The organism is Streptomyces sp. NPDC017936, assembly GCF_044328485.1.
Taxonomy (GTDB): Bacteria; Actinomycetota; Actinomycetes; order Streptomycetales; family Streptomycetaceae; genus Streptomyces.
On the sequence record NZ_JBIRHK010000002.1, the window covers coordinates 230,688 to 254,167 of the forward strand.

Genomic DNA, 23,480 nt, shown 5'->3' on the forward strand with positions numbered 1-23,480 from the left:
TCGGGCGACCGCGAAGGGGTGTTACCGTCCGGCCATGGCCAAGGTCACTGTCTCCCTGGACGCCGAACTCGTCGTCGAGGTCATGGTGCTCACCGGTGTGGGCAGCCCCCAGGACGCCGTGGAACTCGTCGTCCGCGACTACATCGAGCGCGGTCACCGGACGGAGGCCCGGACGGCGACGCGCGACGAGGCGCTGCGCGCGGTGGACGCCAAGCCGCGCGACGTGGAGGGCTGACACCCCGGAGCCGGGGGGAGCCGGCACTCCGGAGCCGGCGAGGGCCGGCACCCCGGAGCCGGTCCGGGCGCCGCGAGGCGTCCGGCCGCGCCGTGACCGCCCGGCCGCTCAGGCCACCCGGCGGCCGTTCTCCAGCTCGGCCGTCCCCGAGCCGTCCGCCAGCACGTCCAGTGCGACCAGCGTCCGCCGGCCGAGCGGGCCGAGCAGATGGCCGGTGATCGCCCCGCGCGGCACCAGCCGCCAGGAGAGCAGCTCCTCCTCCTGCAGCCGGATCGCCTTGAGGTCCTCGTCGGCGAGGACGCCGCCGTCGTAGAGGTACGCCACCAGCGGCGGCCGGTTCGGGCCGAGCACCCAGTCCACCGCCAGCAGCCGGCCCGGCTCACGGTCGAGGCCGATCTCCTCGAGCGTCTCGCGGCGGGCCGCCTGACGCGGGGTCTCGCCGGTGTCGGACTCGATCGTGCCGCCCGGAAGCGCCCACCCCTCCCGGTAGTTGGGCTCGACCAGCAGCACCCGCCCCTCGGCGTCCCGGAACAGCGCGGCGGCGCCGGCCAGGACGCGGGGCAGGGAGGCGATGTACGCGGCGTAGCCGGTGTCAGCGGTGGTCATCCAGGAAGGTTAACCAGACCGGGCCCCCGCCCGCCCGGTGCGGCGCGCGGCGCGCGGACGAGCGCCGGGTCACGGCGTGTCCGTCCCCACCAGCCGCACCGTCCGCTCCGCCAGCTCGCTGATGCGCACCCCGTCGAAACCGAACACGGCGCTGCGCACGGTGTCCGCCAGCGGCTCCGTCCACTGACCGGGGATCGCCCCGGCGCCGGTCAGGACGCCGGCGACCGAACCGGCCGTCGCGCCGTTGGAGTCGGTGTCCAGGCCGCCGCGGACGGTGAGGGCGATGGTGCGGGTGAAGTCGCCGTCGCCGTACAGCAGCCCGGCGGTGATCACGGCGGCGTTCGGGACGCTGTGGATCCAGCCCAGTCCCGCGGTCTCCTCGGCGACCGTCGTCAGGGTGTCCTCCCAGGGCATGCGGGTCTCGTGGAGGGAGGCGACCCGGCGGACGACGCGGGCGAGCCGGCTGCTCGCCGGGATCACGGTCAGCGCCTCGTCGACCGCGTGCCGCACCGTCGGCGCGGTGAACGCGGCCGAGATCAGCGCCGCCGCCCACATCGCGCCGTACACGCCGTTGCCGGTGTGCGACAGCACCGCGTCCCGGCGGGCCAGCGAGGCGGCCCGGCGCGGGAGGCCGGGGCTGGTCCAGCCGTAGACGTCGGCGCGGATCAGCGCGCCGATCCACTCCTGGTAGGGGTTGTCGTACGTCGCCGTCAGCGGCGGTCTCAGCCCGTTGGCGAGGTTGCGGTACGCGGCCCGCTCCGCGGTGAACGTCTGCAGGAACGGCAGCCGCAGCAGCCACAGGTCGCCGACCTGCTCGGTGCTGAAGCCGAAGCCGTGGGTCTCCAGCAGGTGGAGGCCCAGGATCGCGTAGTCGACGTCGTCGTCGCGGCAGCTGCCGTGGATGCGGCCGCGCACGCACTGGCGCCATTCGGGCCGCATCGGAGGGTCGCCGTCCCCGGCGGCCGGCTCCGGCAGGTAGTCGGTGAGCGGCAGGGCGGCCGCCCGCCGCAGGTAGCGGTCGATGCGCTCGCGCGTCCACAGGTCGCCCTGCTCGACCGGTTTGCCGAGCATGTTGCCGGCGATCCGGCCCAGCCATCCCCCGAGGATGCGGTCGGCGAGCCGGGTGACGGTGGCCGCGGGTGTGCCCACAAGGGTCATGGTTCCGGTTTACCCGATTCCGGCGAGGGCCGCGCCGCCGCGTCGTGTCCGAGGGCCGGGCAGGGCATGACGGCGGGCGCCTCCTGCGGATAGGGTCGCTGCGGCGCGACTGGCCCCTGACGTGCGCGGGGCCCGGAGAGCAAGGGGATGGCAAGGTGGCGGACGCTGCAGCGCAGGGCACCCGCAGGGTGCTCGTGGCCGCGGACAAGTTCAAGGGCTCGTTGACGGCCGTGGAGGTCGCCGAGCGGGTGACGGCCGGGCTGCGCCGGGTCGTGCCGGACGTCGAGGTCGAGGCCCTGCCCGTCGCCGACGGCGGCGACGGCACGATCGCCGCGGCGGTCGCGGCCGGCTTCGAACGCCGTGAGGTACGGGTCGCCGGGCCCCTCGGCCACGAGGTCACCGCCGCGTTCGCGCTGCGCGGCGACACCGCGGTCGTGGAGATGGCCGAGGCGAGCGGCCTGCAGCGGCTGCCGGCCGGTGTGTTCGCGCCGCTGACGGCCTCCACGTACGGCTCCGGCGAGCTGCTGCGCGCCGCGCTGGACGCGGGAGCGCGCACCATCGTGTTCGGCGTCGGCGGCAGTGCCACCACGGACGGCGGCGCGGGCATGCTGTCCGCGCTCGGCGCGCGCTTCCTCGACGGGGACGGCGAGCCGGTGGCGCCGGGCGGCGGCGGTCTCACGGAACTCGCCCGCGCCGACCTGTCGGGCCTCGACCCCCGGCTGTCCTCGGTGGAGCTGGTCCTCGCCAGCGACGTCGACAACCCGCTGACGGGCCCGAAGGGCGCCCCGGCGGTGTACGGGCCGCAGAAGGGCGCCTCCCCGGACGACGTGGAGGCGCTGGACGCGGCCCTCGCCCACTACGCGAAGGTCCTGGAGGCGGCGGTCGGCCCGCGGGCCGCGGAGTACGCCGCCGCGCCCGGCGCGGGCGCCGCGGGCGGCATCGGGTACGGGGCGCTGCTGCTCGGCGCGCGGTTCCGGGCCGGCATCGAGGTCATGCTCGACGTGCTGGGCTTCGCCCCGGCCCTCGAACGGGCCGGGCTGGTGATCACCGGCGAGGGGTCCCTGGACGAGCAGACCCTGCACGGCAAGGCCCCCGCGGGTGTCGCCGCGGCGGCCCGTGCGGCCGGCAAGGAGGTCGTCGCGGTGTGCGGGCGGCTGACGCTGGCGCCCGAGGCGCTGGGGCGGGCCGGGATCCGGCGGGCCTATCCGCTGACGGAGGCCGAACCGGACGTCGCGAAGTGCATCGCGGACGCCGGGCCGATCCTGGAGCGGGTCGCGGAACGGATCGCCCGCGACTTCCTGAGCTGAGGCCCCACGAGCGGGGGCCGGAGTGTTTCGCCCCCGCCGCCCCCGGCGTTCCCGGGGCTGCGCCCCCGGACCCCCGCTTCGGCCCTGAACGGGCCTCGTCCTCGAGCGCCGGACGGGCCGGATCCGTCGGCCTCGGCTGGAGTGGGGCGTCCTGTCCTCCGGCCGAGCCGGGCGGTGGCGGACGAAGGCCGCCGCCCCCGGTGGTCCCCTGCCGGCGGCCCTGAACGGGCCTCGTCCTCGCCCCCCGGAGGGGATGCCTCCGGGCGCGCTGGATCCGCTCACCCTTCTCCCGAGCGAGTCGGGTGGTGCGGGCGGGCGGAGGACCGGGGATCCGGAGGCGGAACCCGTGGCGTCGTCCGTTCCGGTGCGCCGGGACCCGGGCAGGCGAAGGGCCCCGGACCCAACCCTGGTCCGGGGCCCTTGGCGGCGGAGCGCTACGGCAGCTGCGCCGCCCGCGCCTCCCGCCGGTTGTCGCGGAAGTTGTTCACCCGGCGGGCCGTGGCGAACAGGGGGATGACCGCGCCCATGACCAGCTGCAGGGCGCAGCCCGTCTGGAGGAGCAGCTGGCCGCTGGGGGCGTCGAAGGCCCAGGCGGCCAGGAGGCCCATCGACAGCACGATCCACGACAGCATCGCGCCGGCGAGGCGCCCGCGCGGCTTCGGGTACTCGACGCGGCTCACCATCAGCCAGGCGGTCCCCAGGATGGCCAGCAGCGTCGCCACGAAGGGCAGCTCCAGCAGCACGATCGAGACGACCGTCAGCGCGCCGAACGGCGAGGGCATGCCCTGGAAGGTGCCGTCCTTCACCGTCACGCAGGAGAATCTCGCCAGCCGCAGCACGACCGCCAGCAGCACCACGATCGCGCCGACCGCCGCCACCCGCTGGTGGGCGTCGTCGGCGACCATGCCATAGACCAGGACGAAGTACGCCGGCGCGAGGCCGAAGCTGATCAGGTCGGAGAGGTTGTCCAGCTCCGCGCCCATGGGCGAGGAGCGCAGCTTCCGCGCGACCAGGCCGTCGAAGAGGTCGAAGACCGCCGCGCAGAGCATCAGGATGACCGCCGTGGCCGCGCTGTGGCGGGCCATGCCGGACTCCTGGCTGCCGGTGAGGTGCGGGATCAGGATGCCGGTGGTGGTGAAGTACACCGCCATGAAGCCGCACGTGGCGTTGCCGAGGGTGAGGGTGTCCGCTATCGACAGGCGGAGAGAGAGGGGCATCTCCTCCTCTTCGTCCACCTCGTCGGCCTCCGGCACCCAGCCGGCCTGCGTCTCCGGGTCAATCACGGTCAATGCGAGTCACCCCCGCCACGGTCTTCTGCCCGACCTCCACCGCGACCTCCACGCCCTCGGGCAGGTAGATGTCGACGCGCGAGCCGAAGCGGATCAGACCGATCCGGTCGCCCTGCTCGACCTTCGTGCCCTGCGGGACGTAGGGGACGATGCGGCGGGCGACGGCGCCGGCGATCTGGATCATCTCGATGTCACCGAGTTCGGTGTCGAAGTGCCAGACGACGCGCTCGTTGTTCTCGCTCTCCTTGTTGAACGCCGGCACGAACCCGCCCGGGATGTGCTCGACCGAGGTCACCGTGCCGGACAGCGGGGCGCGGTTGACGTGGACGTTGAGCGGGCTCATGAAGATCGCGACGCGGGTCCGTCCGTCCTTCCACGGCATGATGCTCTGCACCACTCCGTCGGCGGGGGAGATGACCCGGCCCGGGGCGATCTCGCGCTCGGGGTCGCGGAAGAACCACAGCATGCCCGCCGCGAGAGCGGTGGCGGGCACGGCGACGGCCTTGGCGACGCCCGAGCGGCGGGCGCGGACCAGGCTGACGGCTGCGGTGGCGACGGTCGGCAGGAGCCACGGCGATGCTCCGCGCGCGAGGCGTGCGCCTACCAGGCTGTCGCGGTGTGCAGAGGTTTGGCTGTGGGGCATGGATGACCTTCGTAGCGGATGATGCCGCGCTTCGACGGGGGGACGGCGGCTTTCCGCGATCGTAGCGGTTCGGGGCCGCAACTGGGTAAGCCGAGCAGCCGAGTCGACGGCTGAACAGGGTCGACGGGGTGTGATCTTCTTCTCGAAGAAAACACCCCCAACCCGGACATCTAGCCCTCGAACCGGTACTCCTCGAGCAGCCTGCGCCCGATGATCATTTTCTGGATCTCGGCGGTGCCTTCACCGATCAGCAGCATCGGGGCCTCACGGTAGAGGCGCTCGATCTCGTACTCCTTGGAGAAGCCGTAGCCGCCGTGGATCCGGAAGGCGTCCTCCACGACCTCCTTGCAGTACTCGGAGGCGAGGTACTTCGCCATCCCTGCTTCGAGGTCGTTTCGCTCACCGGAGTCCTTTTTGCGAGCCGCGTTCACCATCATGGCATGCGCGGCCTCGACCTTGGTGGCCATCTCCGCCAGTTTGAACTGGACGGCCTGGTGCTGGGCGATCGGCTTGCCGAAGGTGTGCCGCTGCTGGGCGTACCGGACCCCCAGTTCGAACGCCCGCTGCGCGACGCCGCAGCCGCGCGCCGCGACGTTGACGCGACCCACCTCCACGCCGTCCATCATTTGGTAAAAACCTCGGCCCGTGACCCCTCCGAGCACGCGGTTCTCGGGAATCCGCAGACCGTCCATGATCAGCTCGGTCGTGTCGACGCCCTTGTAGCCCATCTTCTCGATCTTGCCCGGGACGGTGAGGCCGGGGCGGACCTCGCCGAAGCCGGGCTCCTTCTCGACGAGGAAGGTCGTCATCGACTTGTGGGGCGCCGTGCCCTCGGGGTGTCCTTCGTCACTCCGGACCAGCACGGCCACGAGCGACGACGTGCCGCCGTTCGTCAGCCACATCTTCTGGCCGTTCAGGACGTACTCGTCGCCGTCCCGGACCGCCTTCGACGTGATCGCCGACACGTCCGAGCCGAGGCCCGGCTCCGACATCGAGAAGGCGCCCCGGACGTCGCCGGCCGCCATCCGCGGCAGGAAGTGGTCCTTCTGCTCCTGGGTGCCGTGCTGCTTGAGCATGTACGCCACGATGAAGTGCGTGTTGATGATGCCGGAGACGGACATCCAGCCGCGGGCGATCTCCTCCACGCACAGGGCGTAGGTCAGGAGCGACTCGCCCAGGCCCCCGTACTCCTCGGGGATCATCAGGCCGAAGAGGCCGAGTTCCTTCAGGCCGTCGACGATCTGCTGCGGATACTCGTCGCGGTGCTCCAGCTCGGTGGCGACCGGGATGATCTCCTTGTCCACGAAGTCGCGGACGGTGGAGAGGATCTCCTGCTGGATGTCCGTCAGACCGGCGGTCTGGGCGAGACGGGCCATGGCTACTTCTCCGACTTTTCCGAAGGGGCGTTCAGCTCGGGGCGGCCCGGCTGCTCGCCGCCGCGCTCCTTGATGTACGTCTCGGTGGGCACCATCACCTTGCGGCGGAACACGCACACCAGCGTGCCGTCCTGCTTGTAGCCCTTGGTCTCGACGTGGACGATGCCGCGGTCGTCCTTGGACTTCGAGGGCCACTTGTCGAGGACGGTCGTCTCGCCGTAGATCGTGTCGCCGTGGAAGGTCGGCGCCACGTGCCTGAGCGACTCGATCTCCAGGTTGGCGATCGCCTTGCCGGAGACGTCCGGCACGGACATGCCGAGCAGGAGCGAGTAGATGTAGTTGCCCACCACGACGTTCTTGCCGAAGTCCGTCGTCTTCTCGGCGTAGTTCGTGTCCATGTGGAGCGGGTGGTGGTTCATGGTGAGGAGACAGAAGAGGTGGTCGTCGTACTCCGTGACCGTCTTCCCGGGCCAGTGCTTGTAGACCGCCCCGACCTCGAACTCCTCGTAGGTGCGTCCGAACTGCATCGCGCTCAGGCCTCCGGGATCTCGAACTTCGACGTGCGCCGCATGCCGGCCGCGCGTCCCTTGCCGGAGACGACCAGCGCCATCTTGCGGCTGGCCTCGTCGATCATCTCGTCGCCGAGCATCGCCGAGCCCTTCTTGCCGCCCGCCTCGGACGTGTAGTAGTCGTACGCGTCCAGGATCAGCTCGGCGTGGTCGAAGTCCTCCTGCGACGGCGAGAAGATCTCGTTGGACGCCTCGACCTGGCCCGGGTGCAGCACCCACTTGCCGTCGAAGCCGAGGGCGGCGGCGCGCCGCGCGACCTCGCGGTAGCCGTCGACGTTGCGGATCTGCAGGTAGGGACCGTCGATCGCCTGGAGGTCGTTGGCGCGGGCGGCCATCAGGATCTTCATCAGGATGTAGTGGTAGGCGTCCGCCGGGTAGCCGGGCGGCTGCTCGCCCACGACCAGCGACTTCATGTTGATGGACGCCATGAAGTCGGCCGGGCCGAAGATGATCGTCTCCACGCGCGGGGAGGCCTGCGCGATCGCGTTGACGTTGTTCAGGCCCTGGGCGTTCTCGATCTGCGCCTCGATGCCGATGCGGCCGACCTCGAAGCCCATCGTCTTCTCGATCTGCGTCAGCAGCAGGTCCAGCGCCACGACCTGCTGGGCGTCCTGCACCTTCGGCAGCATGATGCAGTCGAGGTTCTGGCCGGCGCCCTCGACGACCGTGACGACGTCGCGGTACGTCCATTCGGTCGTCCAGTCGTTCACCCGCACGACCCTGGTCTTGCCCGTCCAGTCGCCCTCGTTGAGGAACTTGACGATGGTGTGCCGCGCCTCCGGCTTGGCGAGCGGCGCGCACGCGTCCTCCAGGTCCAGGAAGACCTGGTCGGCGGGGAGGCCCTGCGCCTTCTCCAGGAAACGCGGGTTGCTTCCCGGTACCGCCAGGCAGGAGCGGCGGGGGCGAAGGCGGTTGACGGTCGTCATGCGGGGACCTCCAGGGGGTCGAGCTTGTTCGCTTTCCGGATCTCGTCGACGATGCGGCCGATGATCCCGGTGATGTCGAAGTCCTTCGGGGTGAAGACGGCGGCCACTCCGGCGGCCCTGAGCTGCTCGGCGTCCCCGCCTGGGATGATGCCACCGGCGATCACCGGAATGTCTGTGGCACCGGCCACACGCAGCCGTTCGAGGACGTCGGGCACCAGCTGGGCGTGCGATCCGGAGAGGATGGACAGGCCGACCGCGTGCACGTCCTCGGCGAGGGCCGCGTCCACGATCTGCTCGGGCGTCAGCCGGATGCCCTGGTAGACCACCTCGAACCCGGCGTCACGGGCCCGCACGGCGATCTGCTCGGCGCCGTTGGAGTGGCCGTCCAGACCCGGCTTGCCGACCAGGAAGCGCAGCTTGCCCACGCCGAGGTCCTTCGCCGTCAGGTCGACCTTCCGGCGGACCTCCGACAGGGCCGAACCCTCCTCGGCGGCGACCGCCACCGGCGCCGAGGACACCCCGGTCGGCGCCCGGAACTCGCCGAACACCTCGCGCAGCGCCCCGGCCCACTCGCCGGTCGTGACGCCGGCGCGGGCGCACTCCAGGGTGGCCTCCATGAGGTTGTCGGTGCCCTTCGCGGCCTCCTTCAGCCGCTCCAGCGCCTTGCAGGGGCGCGGGTGGTTGAAGGGCGGCTGGTAGCGGGTGTCGCGCCAGTGCCGGAGGGAGGCGACGACGCGGGCCTCGACGGCCGGGTCGACCGTCTGGATCGCGGTGTCCAGGTCGGCGGTCAGGGGGTTCGGCTCGGTCGTCTCGAAGATGTTGACGCCGACGATCTTCTCCTGGCCGGACTCGATGCGGGCCCGGCGCTCGGCGTGCGAGGAGACGAGCTGCGACTTGAGGTAGCCGGACTCGACGGCGGCCATCGCGCCGCCCATCTCCTGGATCCGCTCGATCTCCGCGAGGGACTCCTCGACGAGCCGGGAGACCTTCGCCTCGATCACCTTCGAGCCCTCGAAGATGTCCTCGTACTCCAGCAGGTCGCTCTCGTGGGCGAGGACCTGCTGGATGCGCAGCGACCACTGCTGGTCCCAGGGCCGGGGCAGGCCCAGCGCCTCGTTCCAGGCGGGGAGCTGCACGGCACGCGCGCGTGCGTCCTTCGACAGGGTCACGGCCAGCATCTCGAGGACGATCCGCTGGACGTTGTTCTCCGGCTGCGCCTCGGTCAGGCCCAGCGAGTTGACCTGGACGCCGTAGCGGAAGCGGCGGTGCCGGGGGTCCTCGATGCCGTACCGCTCGCGGGTGATCCTGTCCCAGATGCGGCCGAACGCCCGCATCTTGCACATCTCCTCGACGAAGCGGACGCCCGCGTTCACGAAGAAGGAGATGCGGCCCACGACGTCGCCCATGCGCTCCTGCGGCACCTGCCCGCCGTCGCGCACGGCGTCCAGCACCGCGATGGCGGTGGACATCGCGTACGCGATCTCCTGGACCGGCGTGGCGCCCGCCTCCTGCAGGTGGTAGCTGCAGATGTTGATCGGGTTCCACTTCGGCATGTGGGAGACCGTGTACGCGATCATGTCCGTCGTCAGCCGCAGGCTCGGCCCCGGCGGGAAGACGTGCGTCCCGCGGGACAGGTACTCCTTGACGATGTCGTTCTGGGTCGTGCCCTGGAGCTTGGTGACGTCCGCGCCCTGCTCCTCGGCGACGACCTGGTAGAGCGCCAGCAGCCACATGGCGGTGGCGTTGATCGTCATCGAGGTGTTCATCTGCTCCAGGGGGATGTCCTGGAACAGCCGGCGCATGTCACCGAGGTGCGCGACCGGCACGCCGACCCGGCCGACCTCGCCGCGGGCGAGGACGTGGTCGGAGTCGTAGCCGGTCTGCGTCGGCAGGTCGAAGGCCACCGACAGACCCGTCTGGCCCTTGGCGAGGTTGCGGCGGTACAGCTCGTTGGACGCCTCGGCCGTGGAGTGACCGGCGTAGGTCCGCATCAGCCACGGCCGGTCCTTCTGACGCTCAGTCATCTGTGACCTCAGATGTTCCGGAAGCGGTTGATGGCGTCGATGTGCCGTGCGCGCTTCTCCGCGTCGCGCACGCCGAGGCCCTCCTCGGGGGCCATGCACAGCACGCCGACCTTGCCCTGGTGGAGGTTGCGGTGCACGTCGTAGGCGGCCTGTCCGGTGTCCTCCAGGGAGTACACCTTGGACAGGGTGGGGTGGATCCTGCCCTTGGCGATGAGCCGGTTGGCCTCCCACGCCTCGCGGTAGTTCGCGAAGTGCGAGCCGATGATCCGCTTCAGCGACATCCACAGGTAGCGGTTGTCGTACTCGTGCATGTAGCCCGAGGTCGAGGCGCAGGTGGTGATGGTGCCGCCCTTGCGCGTGACGTAGACCGAGGCGCCGAAGGTCTCGCGGCCGGGGTGCTCGAAGACGATGTCGATGTCCTCGCCGCCGGTCAGCTCGCGGATGCGCTTGCCGAAGCGCTTCCACTCCTTGGGGTCCTGGGTCTGCTCGTCCTTCCAGAACTTGTAGTCCTCGGCGGTGCGGTCGATGATCGCCTCCGCGCCCATGGACCGGCAGATGTCGGCCTTCTGCTCGCTGGAGACGACACAGATCGGGTTGGCGCCGCCGGCCAGCGCGAACTGGGTGGCGTAGGAGCCGAGGCCGCCGCTCGCGCCCCAGATCAGGACGTTGTCGCCCTGCTTCATGCCGGCGCCGTTGCGGGAGACCAGCTGCCGGTAGGCGGTGGAGTTGACCAGGCCCGGGGCCGCGGCCTCCTCCCAGCTGAGGTGGTCGGGCTTGGGCATCAGCTGGTTGGACTTGACCAGGGCGATCTCGGCGAGGCCGCCGAAGTTGGTCTCGAAGCCCCAGATGCGCTGCTCCGGGTCGAGCATGGTGTCGTTGTGGCCGTCGGACGACTCCAGCTCGACGCTGAGGCAGTGCGCGACGACCTCGTCACCGGGCTTCCAGGCGTTGACGCCGGGACCGGTGCGCAGGACGACGCCCGCGAGGTCGGAGCCGATGATGTGGTACGGCAGGTCGTGCCGCTTGGCCAGGTCGTTGGTGCGGCCGTAGCGCTCCAGGAAGCCGAAGGTCGACAGCGGCTCGAAGATCGAGGTCCACACGGAGTTGTAGTTGACGGAGGAGGCCATGACGGCCACCAGGGCCTCGCCCGGGCCGAGCTCGGGCAGCGGCACCTCGTCGAGGTGGATCGACTTGCGCGGGTCCTTGTCGCGGGTCGCGAGGCCCGCGAACATCTCCGTCTCGTCTTTGTGCACGGTGATCGCGCGGTACGACTCGGGGAGCGGCAGGGCGGCGAAGTCGGCCGACGTGGATTCGGGCGACTGGATCGCGTCCAGGATGTCCTTCACGGTCACGGTGTTGCCTCCGGCGGTGAGCGCCCTGAGGGCGGGGCGCTGAGGGTTACGTCGGTGCTGCTGAGGGATGAGGGGTGTGCCGTCGGTCCGGCGGGTGGTGCTGATCGGCAGCGCTTTGTGGCGCGGGAGGTGCCTGTGACGCAGGCGTCCGGGCGCACAGGCCGTAAGAGGCTTGCGGGGACAGCCGACGTACGCGTGGTCTCTGCACGCCGGCCGCCCGGACTCCTTCAACGTATGACACCGCGTGTCACCCCGCAAGGCACTGAGTGCCAGAACTTCCACTCAGATGAAATCTTTACGTAACACATGAGCGATGATCGATCGAACGGGCTCGGGAACCCCTCCGAAAAGGGGTCCTGACATGCCAAAACGGCCACCCGGGCGGGTGGCCGTTCTCACGAGGGTCGGGAGGGGTCAGCGGTCCTTGAGCGCCTGCTCGATGGTCCGCATCACCTCGTCCAGCGGGGCGTCGGTGCGGGCGACCGTCACCAGGACCTCGCCCTGCGCGGAGACCGCGGCGGGGGCCGGCCTCGGGGACGCGGAGCCGCCGCGCCCCGCTCCGATGCCCGTCCCGAACGTCTTGCGGACGATCGCGAAGGCGTGGTCGAGCTGTGCCTCCACGTCTCCCTGCCCGTCGGCCCGCAGCCAGCGCCGCAGCACGTGGTTGTGGGCGGTGACCACCGCGGACGCGGCGACCTCGGCGAGCAGCGGGTCGTCGTTGGCGTCGTCGTCGTGGGCGTGCTCGTCGAAGTGGCCGAGGAGGTAGCGGGTGAAGAGGCGCTCGTAGCGGGCCACCGACGCGATCTCCGCCTCGCGCAGGGTGGGCACCTCGCGCGTGAGCCGGTAGCGGGCGACCGAGATCTCCGGCCGGGCCGCGTACATCTTCATCACTTCCTTGATGCCGCGGCACACCGTGTCGAGCGGGTGCTCGTGCGCGGGGGCCGCGTTCAGCACCGCCTCCGCGCGGATCAGGGTGTCGTCGTGGTCGGGGAAGATCGCCTCTTCCTTGGAGCGGAAGTGGCGGAAGAACGTACGGCGGGCGACCCCGGCCGCGGCCGCGATCTCGTCGACGGTGGTCGCCTCGTACCCCTTGGTCGCGAACAGCTCCATCGCCGCGGCCGCCAGTTCCCGGCGCATCTTGAGCCGCTGGGCCGCCGCGCGGGAGCCCGCGGCACTTTCCGGCGCGTCGGGCGTGGCGGGGGTACGTGAGGACTTGGCGGGCTGGGACATGCCCTGAACGTACTGCATGCGCGCGGCTCGACGCTCGTGCCCGGGGTTCCCCCCGCCCCACGCGGGCGGGGGAGGGGCCGCCGGCTCCAGCAGCCCGCCCCAGTCCTCACCGGTCCGAAGCCGGTCGCCGACGCCGTCAGCGGCGGGCATACTCGCGGAAACCGCGGCCCGTCTTGCGGCCGAGGCAGCCCGCGGCCACCAGGTGCTCCAGCAGCGGCGCGGGGGCCAGGCCGGGGTCGCGGAACTCGCGGTGCAGGACCTTCTCGATGGCGAGCGAGACGTCGAGCCCGACGACGTCGAGCAGTTCGAAGGGCCCCATCGGGTAGCCGCCGCCCAGCTTCATCGCCGCGTCGATGTCGTCGAGCGACGCGTAGTGCTCCTGCACCATCTTCACGGCGTTGTTGAGGTACGGGAACAGCAGCGCGTTCACGATGAAGCCCGCGCGGTCGCCGCAGTCCACCGCGTGCTTCCTGATCCTCCCGCAGACCTCGTGGACGGTCGCGTGGACGTCCTCGCCGGTCAGCACCGTGCGGACCACCTCGACCAGCTTCATCGCCGGCGCCGGGTTGAAGAAGTGCATCCCGATCACGTCCTGGGGACGCGAGGTCGCCCGGGCCAGCGCGACGACCGGCAGCGACGAGGTGGTCGTGGCCAGCACCGCGCCCGGCTTGCACACCTTGTCCAGCGAGGCGAACAGCTGCCGCTTGACGTCCAGGTCCTCCGCGACCGCCTCGACGGCCAGGTCGACGTCGGCGAAGGCGTCGTAGGAGCCGGCCGGGGTGATCCGGTCCAGGGTCAGCGCGGCCGCCTCGGCGGTGAGCCGGCCCTTGTCCACGGAACGCGCGAGCGACGTGCCGATCCGGGCCTTCGCGGTCTGCGCCTTCTCCTCGCTGCGGGCGGCGAGGACGACGTCGTACCCGGCCTTGGCGAACACCTCGGCGATGCCCGAGGCCATCGTGCCGGAGCCGGCCACACCGACCGAGCGGACCGTGCGGCCCGGGACGCCGGTGCCGCCGGCGAGGGGCGTCAGCGCGTCCGGCACGACCGTCGCGCTGTTCGGCGCCTCGTAGGTGTAGAAGCCGCGGCCCGCCTTGCGGCCGGTCAGGCCGGCCTCGCTGAGCTGCCTCAGGATCGGCGCCGGCGCGTGCAGACGGTCGTGGGACGCGGCGTACATGGCCTCCAGGACCGTGCGCGCGGTGTCGATGCCGATCAGGTCGAGCAGCGCCAGCGGGCCCATCGGCAGGCCGCAGCCCAGCCGCATCGCGGCGTCGATGTCCTCGCGGGAGGCGTACCGCGCCTCGTACATCGCGGCGGCCTGGTTGAGGTAGCCGAACAGCAGCCCGTCGGCGACGAACCCGGGCCGGTCGCCGACCGCGACCGGCTCCTTGCCGAGGTCGAGGGCGAGGTCGGTGACGGCCGTGACGGCGGCCGGCGCGGTCAGCACCGAGGAGACGATCTCGACCAGCTTCATCGCCGGCGCCGGGTTGAAGAAGTGCAGCCCGAGCACCCGCTCGGGGTGCGCCGAGTCGGCGGCGAGCCGGGTGACGGACAGCGCGTTGGTCCCGGTGGCGAGGATCGCCCCGGGCCGCACGATCCCGTCCAGCTCCCGGAAGATCTGCTGCTTGATCTCGTACGACTCCGGCGCCACCTCGACGACGAGGTCGGCGTCGGCCGCCGCCCGCAGGTCGGTGGAGGTGCGGACGCGGGCGAGGGCGGCGGCGCGCTCCTGCTCGGTCAGCCGGCCGCGCTGGACGGCGCGGGCGGTGGAGGCCTCCAGGGCGGCGACCGACCGCGCGGCCTGGGCCTCGCTGACGTCGATGCCGATCACCTCGCGACCGGCCTTGGCCAGGACCTCGGTGATGCCGGTGCCCATGGTGCCGAGGCCGACCACGGCGATCGTCCGCAGCGGGGACTGGGGGGCGGGGGACAGGGGAGTGGCCATCGCGGGACTCCAGAAATGAGGGTGACGACTGGGAAGGCGCCCCGCGTGCGCCGAGGGCCTCGTCGAAGGCCCGGGCGCACCGGGTGCGCAAAGGGGTGCGGGTGTTGCCGGGCTGCGAGCGCACACGCCCGGGACCGCCGCTGCGGACGCGCACACGTCCGAGGAACGGTGATGACCGACCGGCCCTGTCCCGAGGCCGGGTCGTACAAGCGGTACACGAGGTACCGGACCGACTTCCCCCACGGCCTCTGCGGCGTGGGAGGTGTCCCGCCGCCACGGCTGCGTCACCAGGCCGTCACGAGCGGGGGTGCGAGTGGGTGACTCGCTCGTATGAGCTTAACCGGTGGGTAACGAGCGCGCCACCCCCTGGTGCGCGTGACGTGGATCGCGCGGCGGCTCCCGTCGTGGCCGCACGCGGCACGGCCTCAGGCGGCCTCGCCGGAGCCGGGGCCGCCCTCGCCGCGGAGGTGCAGGTAGACGGTGACGCAGACACCCGTCCCGGCCACGCCGACCGAGGCCAGTCCGACGTAGACCCCGGCGAGCACGGGCTGTTCGGCCACCTGCCCGAGGGCGAGGCCGATGGCGCAGAGACAGCCGGCGACCAGTACGTGGACGGTGGCCTTGAGGGCGCGCAGGCGGCGGCGCAGCCGCCGGGCGGAGGCGGAGTTCCGTACGGCGGCGGAGTTCCGTACGGCGGCGGCCTCGCCCCCGGCCGGGGGCTGCCGTTCGGTCTCGTGGTGCGGCGGGATGCCGTGGGTCGCCATCGTCGTGCGCTTTCTGCTCGGGGGGCGGGGGCGGGGGCGGGGGTGCCGGCGCCGGATGCCGCCGCTCCGGAACGTGACAGCGGCAGGAGCGGCGGCTCGCGCGGGGCGTCAGCGGGCTAGCGCCTCCGCGCTGTCCAGCGGCGTGACGACGGTCCGGCCGCCGCGGACGGGCGGGCTGGTCGTGGCCTCCTTTCGGCGGGTCCGGGCGGGCGACCGGATGCTGTGGACCGGATGGTCACCCACGCCCGCGAACTCCTCGACGGGGTGCGCCCCCGGACCGCTTTTGGGGCGGCCGCACTTCCTGCGGAGCGACTCGGACAGGAAGCACAGGCGGACGACCGCTTCGCGGGGCAGGTGCCGCAGGGAGAGGAGGACGCGTCGCGCGGTGGCCCCGGCGTGGGCGGTCGTGTCGAAGTACAGCGGCGATGCCCACGGAGCCTCCTCGGGCTCACCCCCCTCGGCCCTGCGCTGGATCTCGGCCTCGATGTCCGCGAAGTACCGGGCATCGTTCTCCAGCCACTCCCTCGGAGTGGGCGGAGCGGCATGGTCGACCAGACGCGCCTTGCGGCGATCCGGCGTCGGGCGGATCATCCCTTCTCCTTCCTTCGTTCGATCTCTACGTCGAAGAAGCCCGTCTGGAGCTCCTCCACGGAGACGCCGGCGGTCGTCAGGGCGGCGCGCGCCCGGCCCATGAGCTTGCTGGTCCAGCCCTCGGACAGGCCCAGGACCTCGGCGGTCCTGGCGTTGCTCCAGCCCAGGGAGGCGATGAGCCGGTAGACCGCTCGCTCCGGCCTCGGCAGGGCGTCGACCTCCACCAGCCACGGCTGGAACTCGTCGTCGAGCTCCGGGAGCCGGAAGCCGTACAGGGAGACCAGGGGCACGATGTGCACCTCGGACAGGCCCGTGCGGCGCTCGAAGTCCTCCTGGTGCTGCGCCGCGAGCCGCATGGCCTCGTCCATCAGCCGCTCGTAGGCCTCCCCTTCGCGGACGTCGGCCGGCAGGAGGGGAAGGGTCCTGGTGAACGACTCCAGGGTGAAGGCCGTGACGTTGCAGCGGGGGTCGTCATAGGCCTCGAACGTGTCGAACCGAACCTTGTGGAACAGACCGCGCATCAGTTCCCCCCGGCGGGACGGATCGAGGGGGCGGGTAGAACTCATAGCTCAAGGCCCTTCGGACAAAACGGTGGCGCCGCCGGCGCCTCGGTGCAGGAGCGCATCCGCTCCGCATCGACGGGTCACATCATCGGGGGAGTGGTCGACGGCCCTTTCCTGTCGGTTCGAGGGCCCGTCTGACAGCTCATTACTTATCAGTAGCAACGCTCTTTGATCGTTCTCGGTCAGCCCGCCGGCCATGGCTGCGGGCATCGAGGGGTGCGTCAACGGCAGCCGCTCCGCAGGGCGTTGCGGCGCCGTCGCCGCTGTTGGGGCGACATAGTACTGACGCGCGACCCGACTCCTTTCCGCCCGTGAAATTCGCGCTTGCGAATGATCTGGATTCGAAAACGTGCCGAATGTGTCCGCCTGTGACCGATGTGATGTCCGACGGTGGTGTGTCGTGTGTGGGTCGCACGACATTGCTGCACGTCACTGGTCCGGACGGGAGCGGGCGAGAGGGCTCCCGTGACGGCGTCGAGGAGCGGATGTGCGCAAACCGCCGGCGCTCACGGAACGGGGCTCGGTGCGCTGCTCGTGCTTCCGTGCGCCCTGCGGCCCTCCCGGCCTGCCCTACGCTCGGCACCATGGACGAAGAGTGGCGAGCGCTCACGGAGCGCTTACGGCGGGAGTCGGGCGGCACGGCGGACTACGAGCGGCTGGCGAGCACCGCCGACCGCGACGAACTGGCGGGTGTGCTCACCGAGCCGGGCCGGCCGCTGTGGGCCCGGGAGCTGGCCGCGTTCCGCCTGGGGCTCGCGGGGGACCGGCGCGCCTTCGAGTCCCTCGTCCTGCTGCTCAACCATCGCGACCCACCGCGCTGCGCGTCCGCCGCCCATGCCCTGGCCCGCCTCGGCGACCCCCGCACCGCCCGTGCCGCGGCCGCCCTGGCCACCAACGAACTGCGCGTCGCCTACGCCCTGCACCCCGTCCGGCTCCTGGTGGAGCTGCGCGCACCCGAGTCGGTGCCCGCGCTGGTCACCACGCTGCGGCGACGGCTGCGCCCGCACGACCCCCACCGGCGGGTGGCCCTCGCCTGCGTCGACGGCCTCGGCGCCCTGGGCGACGACCGCGCCCGCCCCGTCCTGAACGAGGCCCTCGCGCACCCGGCGCTCGCCGAGGCGGCCGTGCGCGCGCTGGCCCGGATCCCGGGACAGCGGTGAGCCGCCGGCCGCGCGGGCACCCGGCCTGCCGCACCCCCGGCGCCTCCCCGTCCTCCGCCCCGCCCTCCGCCCCGTCAGGCCCTTCCGCCGGGTCCCGCCGGGCCGACCGCCGGCCGGGGAAGCGGGGATGCCGGTGACGCGGTCCGGCCGGCGACCGCCGCCTCCCGGACCACCGGGGTCGGGAAGTGAGTCGTCACCCGGGCACCACCGCGAAGGCCTCGATCTCCATCAGGAACTCCGGGCGGACCAGCGCGGCGACCTGCACGGCCGAGGAGGCCGGCAGGCGGTCGTCCGGTATGTGCGCGGCGCGGGCCGCGCGGATCGCCGGCATGTGGGCCATGTCCGTGACGAAGTAGGTGAGTTTCACGACGTCGTCGAAGGTGGCCCCCGCCGCGGCGAGGCAGCGCCGGAGGTTCTCGAAGACCTGGCGGGCCTGGGCCCCGGGGTCGCCCGCGCCGACCGGGGCGCCGTGCTCGTCGAGGGGAAGCTGCCCGGAGACGGCCACGAAACGGCCGGTCCCCAGGACGACATGGGTGTACTGGGCGGCCGCGGCGACGCCGTCGGGGGCGGGGATCCTGATCAGCTCACTCATGCGCCCATGGTGGACCACGGGTCCGGCGACGCTCCCGGCGGGCCGCCGCCGGGAGCGTCGCCGGGGGCGGCCCGGCTCAGCCGCGGAAGCCGAGCAGCCCGTGCAGCGTCGAGCCGTGGGCCGTGCCGGACGCGACCTTCGCGCTCAGCGGCTTGGGGTCGGGCACCGCGGCGCACACCGCGTCGACCGCCCCGGCGCCGCGCGGCACGGTGCCGTCGGCCAGGTACGCCGCCAGGTGCTCGTCCAGACAGGCGTTGCCGCTCAGCGTGATGCCGTGGTTCCCGCCGCCCTCCTCGACGACGAGGCTGGAGCCGCGCAGCAGGGCGTGGACCGTCGCGCCGCCCTCGTACGGGGTGGCCGCGTCATCCGTCGCCTGGAACAGCAGGGCCGGCGGCAGGTCCTCGTTGGAGACGTCCACCGGACCGGCGGGAGGGACCGGCCAGAAGGCGCACGGCGCGTTGTACCAGGCGTTGTTCCAGGTCATGAACGGCGCCTTCCGGTACGTCGCCCACTGGTCCGCCCGCCACCGCTCCCAGTCGCGCGGCCAGGCGGCGTCACGGCACTGCACCGAGGTGTAGACGCTGTAGCCGTTGTCCCCCGAGGCGTCGACCGCGCCGAAGTTCTCGTACGCCTCGACCAGCGGGCCGGAGTCCTCCTCGTTGACGTACGCGGCGAACGCCTCGGCGAGGTGCGGCCAGTACCCGTTGTAGTAGCCGCCGGGCAGGAAGGTGTCCTCCAGTTCCGCGGCGCCCACCGTGCCGTCCGCCGGCCGCTTCGCCAGCGCCGCCCGCATCGCGTACCACGCGGCCTCGACCTCCTCGGGATCGGTGCCGAGCCCGTACGTGGCGTCGTGCCGGGCGATCCAGGCCATCAGGGCGCGGTGCCGGTCGTCGAAGGCCAGGTCCTGGGCGAGGTTGGCCTCGTACCAGACGCCGGTGGGGTCGACGATCGAGTCGAGGACCAGGCGCCGCACCCGCTGCGGGTACTGCCGGGCGTACACGGCCCCGAGGTAGGTGCCGTACGAGTAGCCGAAGTAGTTCAGCCGCGACGCGCCGACGGCCCGGCGGATCGCGTCCATGTCCTTCACGGCGCTGAGCGTGTCGACGTACGGCAGCACGTCCGCGTACTTCTCGCCGCAGGCCGCCGCGAAGGACCGGGCGCGCTCGAGGTTGGCCCGCTCGAGAGCTCCGGTGGCCGGCACGGAGTCCGGGCGCACGGGGGTGAACCGCTTCGGCTCGCAGTCCAGCGCGGGCGTGCTCCCGCCCACCCCGCGCGGGTCGAAGCCGATCACGTCGTACTGGGCCGCCACGCCCTTCGGCAGCGCGGACGCGACGAACCCGGCGAGCGTCAGCCCGCTGCCGCCGGGACCGCCCGGGTTGACCAGCAACGGGCCCTGGGACCTCGCCGCGGTGTGCGGCACCCGGGACAGCGCGAGCGTGATCTGCCGCCCGCCGGGATCGGCGTGGTCGAGCGGCACCTTCAGGGACGCGCACTGCAGCGTCGGATGGTCGGTGGTGGCGCACCCCTTCCAGGTGAGCTGCGCCGTCCGGACGGCCCGAGGGGTGGGCGACGGGCTCGCGCCGGCGGACGCGGCGGTCAGCGTCCCGGCCACGACGACGGCGGCACCGCACAGCACCGCTGCGCGTCTTCTCATGGAGTCCTCCCAGGACGGAGGTCGACGGACCGCGTGGATCACGGCCCTCGGCGCATCGTCCCGGAAAGAACGTCCGGAAGGACCCGATGTGGCGATACGTGACCCGATCGGGCCGAGCGATGCCCTCGAACGCGCTCGGACCGGCGTGGGCCGGGCCGGACCGGGCCCGGCGGGCCGCTCGTCCACCGGCTCGGCCGGCCGGGGCCCGCGGGGCGCCCCCGCGCGCGGGACCGATGCCGCTCCGAGCGGGTGACGCCTCCTCGGCGGCACCGCGCCCGGGGAGGGAACGCGTGTTCCCCTGATCGCGCGGCGGCCCTTTTCGATCGCCCGGCGACCGCTTGCGCAACCCCGATTTGGGCGGCCGGGGACCGGGGTGGTTGGCTTGCCCCAACCCCGAGACACGAGGACCTGGAGGAACCCCATGGCGCAGGTCGAAGCCACCACCGAGCGGGTCGTCGCGGCGGACCCGGACCAGGTGTTCGACACGCTCGCCGACTACAGCGGCACGCGCGCGAAGCTGCTGCCCGAGCACTTCAGCGAGTACGAGGTGCACGAGGGCGGCGACGGCGAGGGGACCCTCGTCCACTGGAAGCTCCAGGCCACCAGCAAGCGCGTCCGCGACTGCCTCCTGGAGGTCACCGAGCCCACCGACGGCGAGCTCGTCGAGAAGGACCGCAACTCCTCGATGGTCACCGTCTGGCGCGTCACCCCGGCCGGCGAGGGCAGGTCCCGGGTCGTGGTGACCACCACCTGGACCGGCGCCGGCGGCATCGGCGGTTTCTTCGAGAGGACGTTCGCCCCCAAGGGCCTCGGCCGCATCTACGACGCGGTCCTCGCCAGGCTCGCCGCCGAGGTCGAGAAGTAGTCCGCCCGGTCAAGGACCCGACCGTCCTTGACCGTTGGCCCCCCTCACCGGTTCGAGTGGTTCTCCCTTCGGACCGGGTCGGTGCCGTAACTCGTCGCACCCGTGCGAAGTTGCCGCTGATGCGCGGCGACGGCGGGACAGGTGCGACGAGGGGAGCGGCAGGTGCGCGGGACCACTCTGGTGCAGGACGGACGCCACGGCGAACCGCGGAGCACCCCGGCGGCGCCCCCACGGGCGCCCGCCCCCGAACCGCCCCCGGCCGCCGGACCGAGCCCGCGCCGGGTGCGGCTGGTCTTCCTCGCCCTCATGCTCGCGCTGCTCCTGGCGGCGCTGGAGCAGATGATCGTCGCCACCGCCCTGCCGAAGATCGTCGGCGAGCTGCACGGCCTGGACCGCATGTCCTGGGCGATCACCGCCTACCTCCTCACCGCCACCGTCGGGCTGCCCGTCTACGGCAAGCTCGGCGACCTCCTCGGCCGCAAGGGCGTCTTCCAGTTCGCGATCGTCGTCTTCGTCGTCGGCTCCGCGCTCGCCGGACGGGCGCGGACCATGGACCAGCTGATCGCCTTCCGCGCCGTGCAGGGCGTCGGCGCCGGCGGCCTCATGACCGGCGTGCAGGCGATCATCGCCGACATCGTGCCGCCCCGGCAGCGCGGCCGGTTCATGGGCCTCATCGGCGCCGCCTTCGGCCTCGCCTCCGTCGCCGGCCCGCTCCTGGGCGGCTGGTTCACCGACCACCTGTCCTGGCGCTGGTGCTTCTACGTCAACGTCCCCTTCGGCCTGCTCACCCTCGCCGTCGTCGCCGTCGTGCTCGAGCTGCCCAAGCCGCGCACCAGGCCCCGCTTCGACGTGCTCGGCACCCTGCTGCTCGCCGCCGCCTCCACCTGTCTGGTCCTGCTGACCAGCTGGGGCGGCACCGAGCACGCCTGGGGCTCGCGCGTCATCCTCGCCCTGGCCGCGGGAGCCGCCGTCGCCACCGCCCTCTTCCTCGTCGTCGAGCACTTCGCCGCCGAGCCCCTCGTCCCCCTGCGGCTCCTGCGCGACCCCGTCTTCGTCGTCACCGGCCTGGTCGGCCTGGTCACCGGTGTCGCCCTGTTCGGCGCGGCCGGCTACCTGCCCACCTTCCTCCAGATGGTCGACGGGGTGTCCGCCACCGAGTCCGGCCTGCTGATGCTGCCCATGATGGGCGGCATCGTCGTCGCCTCCGTCCTCGCCGGACAGCTCGTCAGCCGCACCGGCCGCCACCGGATCCACCCCGTCCTCGGCTGCGGGCTCGCCGCGCTCGGCATGGCGCTGCTGTCCCGGCTCGAGGCGGACACGCCCCGCCTTCACTACAGCCTCTGGATGGCCGTCCTCGGCACCGGCATCGGCCTGGTCATGCCCGTGCTGATCCTCGCCGTGCAGAACTCCGTCCGCCCCGCCGACCTCGGCACCGCCACCAGCGCCCACAACTACCTGCGCCAGATCGGCGGCAGCGTCGGCGCCGCGGTCTTCGGCACCCTCTTCGCCGACCGGCTCGCCGACGCCCTGCGCGAGCGCCCGCCCGCGTCCGCCGGCACCGGCCTGCCCGACCCCGAGTCCCTCACACCACAGCTCGTCCACGCCCTGCCCCCGGCGCTGCGGGACGCCTACGTCCACGCCTACGCCGACGCCATGCCGAGGATCTTCCTCTACCTCGTACCGGTGCTCCTCCTCGGCCTGCTCATCGCCTTCTTCCTCAAGGAGAGACCGCTGGTGTCCCATCCCACCGCCGCGACGCAGTCCCCGCTCCCCGACGCCACCGTCCCGCAGGCCCGTTCCGCGCACGCCGCCGGCATCGCCGTCTGCGGCACGGTCCGGCACTCCGACGGGACCGCCGTGCCCCGGGCCGCGCTCACCCTCATCGACGTCGCCGGACAGCAGATCGGGCGCGGCGCGAGCGGCGAGGACGGGCGGTACGCGCTGGCCACGCCCGGCCCGGGGGCGTACGTCCTGATCGCCGCCGCGGGCGGGCACCAGCCGCAGGCCGTCTCCGTCAGCGTCGGGGAACGCCCCGTCGACCTGGACGTCGTCCTCGGCGGCGCGGGCCGCCTCGCGGGCGCCGTGCTCACCGCGGACGGCACCCCGGTGCGGGACGCCACCGTGACCCTCACCAACGTCCACGGCGAGGTCGTGGCGAGCACCCGCAGCGGACGTGAGGGCGGCTACCTCATCACCGAGCTGGTGGCCGGCGAGTACACGCTCGCCGCCAGCGCGCCCGCCTTCCGCCCGGCCGCGCTGCCCGTCAGCGTGCAGGCCGCGCGGGAGACCCGCCAGGACGTCGAACTCGCCGGCGGCGCCCTGCTGCGCGGCACGGTCCGGGCCGCCGGCGGGAGGCCGGTCGAGGACGCGCGCGTGACGCTCCTCGACGCGGCGGGCAACGTCGTCGACACGCTCACCACGGGCGCCGACGGGACGTTCCGCTTCGTCGACCTGGCCTCCGGCGAGTACACCGTCATCGCCGCCGGCTACCCGCCGGTGGCCACCGTGCTGCACGTCGCCGGAGGCCGCCGCACGGAGCGTGACCTGCAGCTCGGCCACGAGGACTGACGCGGCACGGGGCGGCTGCCGCACGGCGCCGCCCCGGTGGAACCAATTCCAGAAATGCCGCACATC

At 72.5% G+C, this 23,480-nt stretch carries 21 protein-coding genes; 5 read left to right on the forward strand and 16 right to left on the reverse strand.

Translation table 11 applies throughout. The annotated features are described in order from the left end of the window. The first annotated feature begins 34 nt into the window (after positions 1-34). Positions 35-235, forward strand: a complete 201-nt coding sequence (locus ACH4F6_RS04595; RefSeq protein ID WP_397958401.1) for a type II toxin-antitoxin system VapB family antitoxin — start codon at positions 35-37, stop codon at positions 233-235. A 108-nt stretch (positions 236-343) separates the two neighbouring features. Here the strand turns inward: ACH4F6_RS04595 and ACH4F6_RS04600 are convergent, their stop codons facing one another. Further along, positions 344-841, reverse strand: a complete 498-nt coding sequence (locus ACH4F6_RS04600) for an NUDIX domain-containing protein (RefSeq protein ID WP_397958402.1) — start codon at positions 839-841, stop codon at positions 344-346. A 69-nt stretch (positions 842-910) separates the two neighbouring features. After that, positions 911-1,999, reverse strand: coding sequence for an ADP-ribosylglycohydrolase family protein (locus ACH4F6_RS04605; RefSeq protein WP_397958403.1), 1,089 nt, complete (start codon positions 1,997-1,999; stop codon positions 911-913). Between the two features lie 188 nt (positions 2,000-2,187). On the opposite strand from ACH4F6_RS04605, the gene ACH4F6_RS04610 reads away from it, so the two are divergent. Then, the gene (locus tag ACH4F6_RS04610) at positions 2,188-3,306 is read left to right on the forward strand and encodes a glycerate kinase (RefSeq protein WP_397958782.1); all 1,119 of its coding nucleotides are present in this window, start codon (positions 2,188-2,190) and stop codon (positions 3,304-3,306) included. A 434-nt stretch (positions 3,307-3,740) separates the two neighbouring features. On the opposite strand, the gene pssA is transcribed toward ACH4F6_RS04610, so the two are convergent. The 12 genes from pssA to ACH4F6_RS04670 all read right to left on the reverse strand — a co-directional run bounded on the left by pssA (position 3,741) and on the right by ACH4F6_RS04670 (position 16,578). Further along, a complete protein-coding gene (gene pssA, locus ACH4F6_RS04615) occupies positions 3,741-4,559 on the reverse strand; it encodes a CDP-diacylglycerol--serine O-phosphatidyltransferase (RefSeq protein ID WP_392001135.1) in 819 nt (272 codons plus the stop codon). Between the two features lie 22 nt (positions 4,560-4,581). Next, on the reverse strand, positions 4,582-5,238 hold the full coding sequence (locus tag ACH4F6_RS04620) for a phosphatidylserine decarboxylase (protein WP_397958404.1): 657 nt from the start codon (positions 5,236-5,238) through the stop codon (positions 4,582-4,584). Positions 5,239-5,408: 170 nt separating this feature from the next. Continuing rightward, positions 5,409-6,614, reverse strand: a complete 1,206-nt coding sequence (locus ACH4F6_RS04625; RefSeq protein ID WP_397958405.1) for an acyl-CoA dehydrogenase family protein — start codon at positions 6,612-6,614, stop codon at positions 5,409-5,411. A gap of 2 nt (positions 6,615-6,616) precedes the next feature. Next, the gene (locus ACH4F6_RS04630; RefSeq protein ID WP_397958406.1) at positions 6,617-7,141 is read right to left on the reverse strand and encodes a MaoC family dehydratase; all 525 of its coding nucleotides are present in this window, start codon (positions 7,139-7,141) and stop codon (positions 6,617-6,619) included. 5 nt (positions 7,142-7,146) lie between these two features. Continuing rightward, complete coding sequence (locus tag ACH4F6_RS04635) at positions 7,147-8,109, reverse strand: HpcH/HpaI aldolase/citrate lyase family protein (RefSeq protein ID WP_397958407.1); 963 nt, start codon at positions 8,107-8,109, stop codon at positions 7,147-7,149. Then, positions 8,106-10,133, reverse strand: coding sequence for a protein meaA (locus ACH4F6_RS04640; RefSeq protein ID WP_397958408.1), 2,028 nt, complete (start codon positions 10,131-10,133; stop codon positions 8,106-8,108). Before ACH4F6_RS04640 ends, ACH4F6_RS04635 begins: the two co-directional genes overlap by 4 nt. Positions 10,134-10,141: 8 nt before the next feature. Next, the gene (gene ccrA, locus ACH4F6_RS04645; RefSeq protein WP_397958783.1) at positions 10,142-11,479 is read right to left on the reverse strand and encodes a crotonyl-CoA carboxylase/reductase; all 1,338 of its coding nucleotides are present in this window, start codon (positions 11,477-11,479) and stop codon (positions 10,142-10,144) included. A gap of 420 nt (positions 11,480-11,899) precedes the next feature. Next, positions 11,900-12,715 (reverse strand): TetR family transcriptional regulator, encoded by an 816-nt coding sequence (locus ACH4F6_RS04650; protein ID WP_397958409.1) that lies wholly within the window; start codon positions 12,713-12,715, stop codon positions 11,900-11,902. 136 nt (positions 12,716-12,851) lie between these two features. Next, positions 12,852-14,657 (reverse strand): 3-hydroxyacyl-CoA dehydrogenase family protein, encoded by a 1,806-nt coding sequence (locus tag ACH4F6_RS04655; RefSeq protein WP_397958410.1) that lies wholly within the window; start codon positions 14,655-14,657, stop codon positions 12,852-12,854. A gap of 425 nt (positions 14,658-15,082) precedes the next feature. Next, a complete protein-coding gene (locus tag ACH4F6_RS04660; RefSeq protein WP_397958411.1) occupies positions 15,083-15,421 on the reverse strand; it encodes a hypothetical protein in 339 nt (112 codons plus the stop codon). A 108-nt stretch (positions 15,422-15,529) separates the two neighbouring features. Next, positions 15,530-16,012 carry a hypothetical protein gene (locus ACH4F6_RS04665; RefSeq protein ID WP_397958412.1) on the reverse strand — a complete coding sequence of 161 codons (483 nt, stop codon included), beginning with the start codon at positions 16,010-16,012 and terminating at the stop codon, positions 15,530-15,532. After that, complete coding sequence (locus ACH4F6_RS04670; protein WP_397958413.1) at positions 16,009-16,578, reverse strand: sigma factor-like helix-turn-helix DNA-binding protein; 570 nt, start codon at positions 16,576-16,578, stop codon at positions 16,009-16,011. The genes ACH4F6_RS04665 and ACH4F6_RS04670 overlap by 4 nt, the downstream gene beginning before the upstream one ends. 581 nt (positions 16,579-17,159) lie before the next feature. Here ACH4F6_RS04670 and ACH4F6_RS04675 point away from each other — a divergent pair. Then, complete coding sequence (locus tag ACH4F6_RS04675) at positions 17,160-17,735, forward strand: adenylosuccinate lyase (RefSeq protein WP_397958414.1); 576 nt, start codon at positions 17,160-17,162, stop codon at positions 17,733-17,735. A 193-nt stretch (positions 17,736-17,928) separates the two neighbouring features. Here ACH4F6_RS04675 and ACH4F6_RS04680 read toward each other — a convergent pair whose 3' ends face one another. After that, complete coding sequence (locus tag ACH4F6_RS04680; protein ID WP_397958415.1) at positions 17,929-18,327, reverse strand: RidA family protein; 399 nt, start codon at positions 18,325-18,327, stop codon at positions 17,929-17,931. A gap of 76 nt (positions 18,328-18,403) precedes the next feature. Then, positions 18,404-19,981, reverse strand: a complete 1,578-nt coding sequence (locus ACH4F6_RS04685) for an alpha/beta hydrolase (RefSeq protein WP_397958416.1) — start codon at positions 19,979-19,981, stop codon at positions 18,404-18,406. Positions 19,982-20,402: 421 nt separating this feature from the next. On the opposite strand from ACH4F6_RS04685, the gene ACH4F6_RS04690 reads away from it, so the two are divergent. Then, the gene (locus tag ACH4F6_RS04690; protein WP_397958417.1) at positions 20,403-20,846 is read left to right on the forward strand and encodes an SRPBCC family protein; all 444 of its coding nucleotides are present in this window, start codon (positions 20,403-20,405) and stop codon (positions 20,844-20,846) included. A 162-nt stretch (positions 20,847-21,008) separates the two neighbouring features. Beyond that, positions 21,009-23,414 (forward strand): MFS transporter, encoded by a 2,406-nt coding sequence (locus ACH4F6_RS04695; RefSeq protein ID WP_397958418.1) that lies wholly within the window; start codon positions 21,009-21,011, stop codon positions 23,412-23,414. Positions 23,415-23,480: the final 66 nt, after the last annotated feature.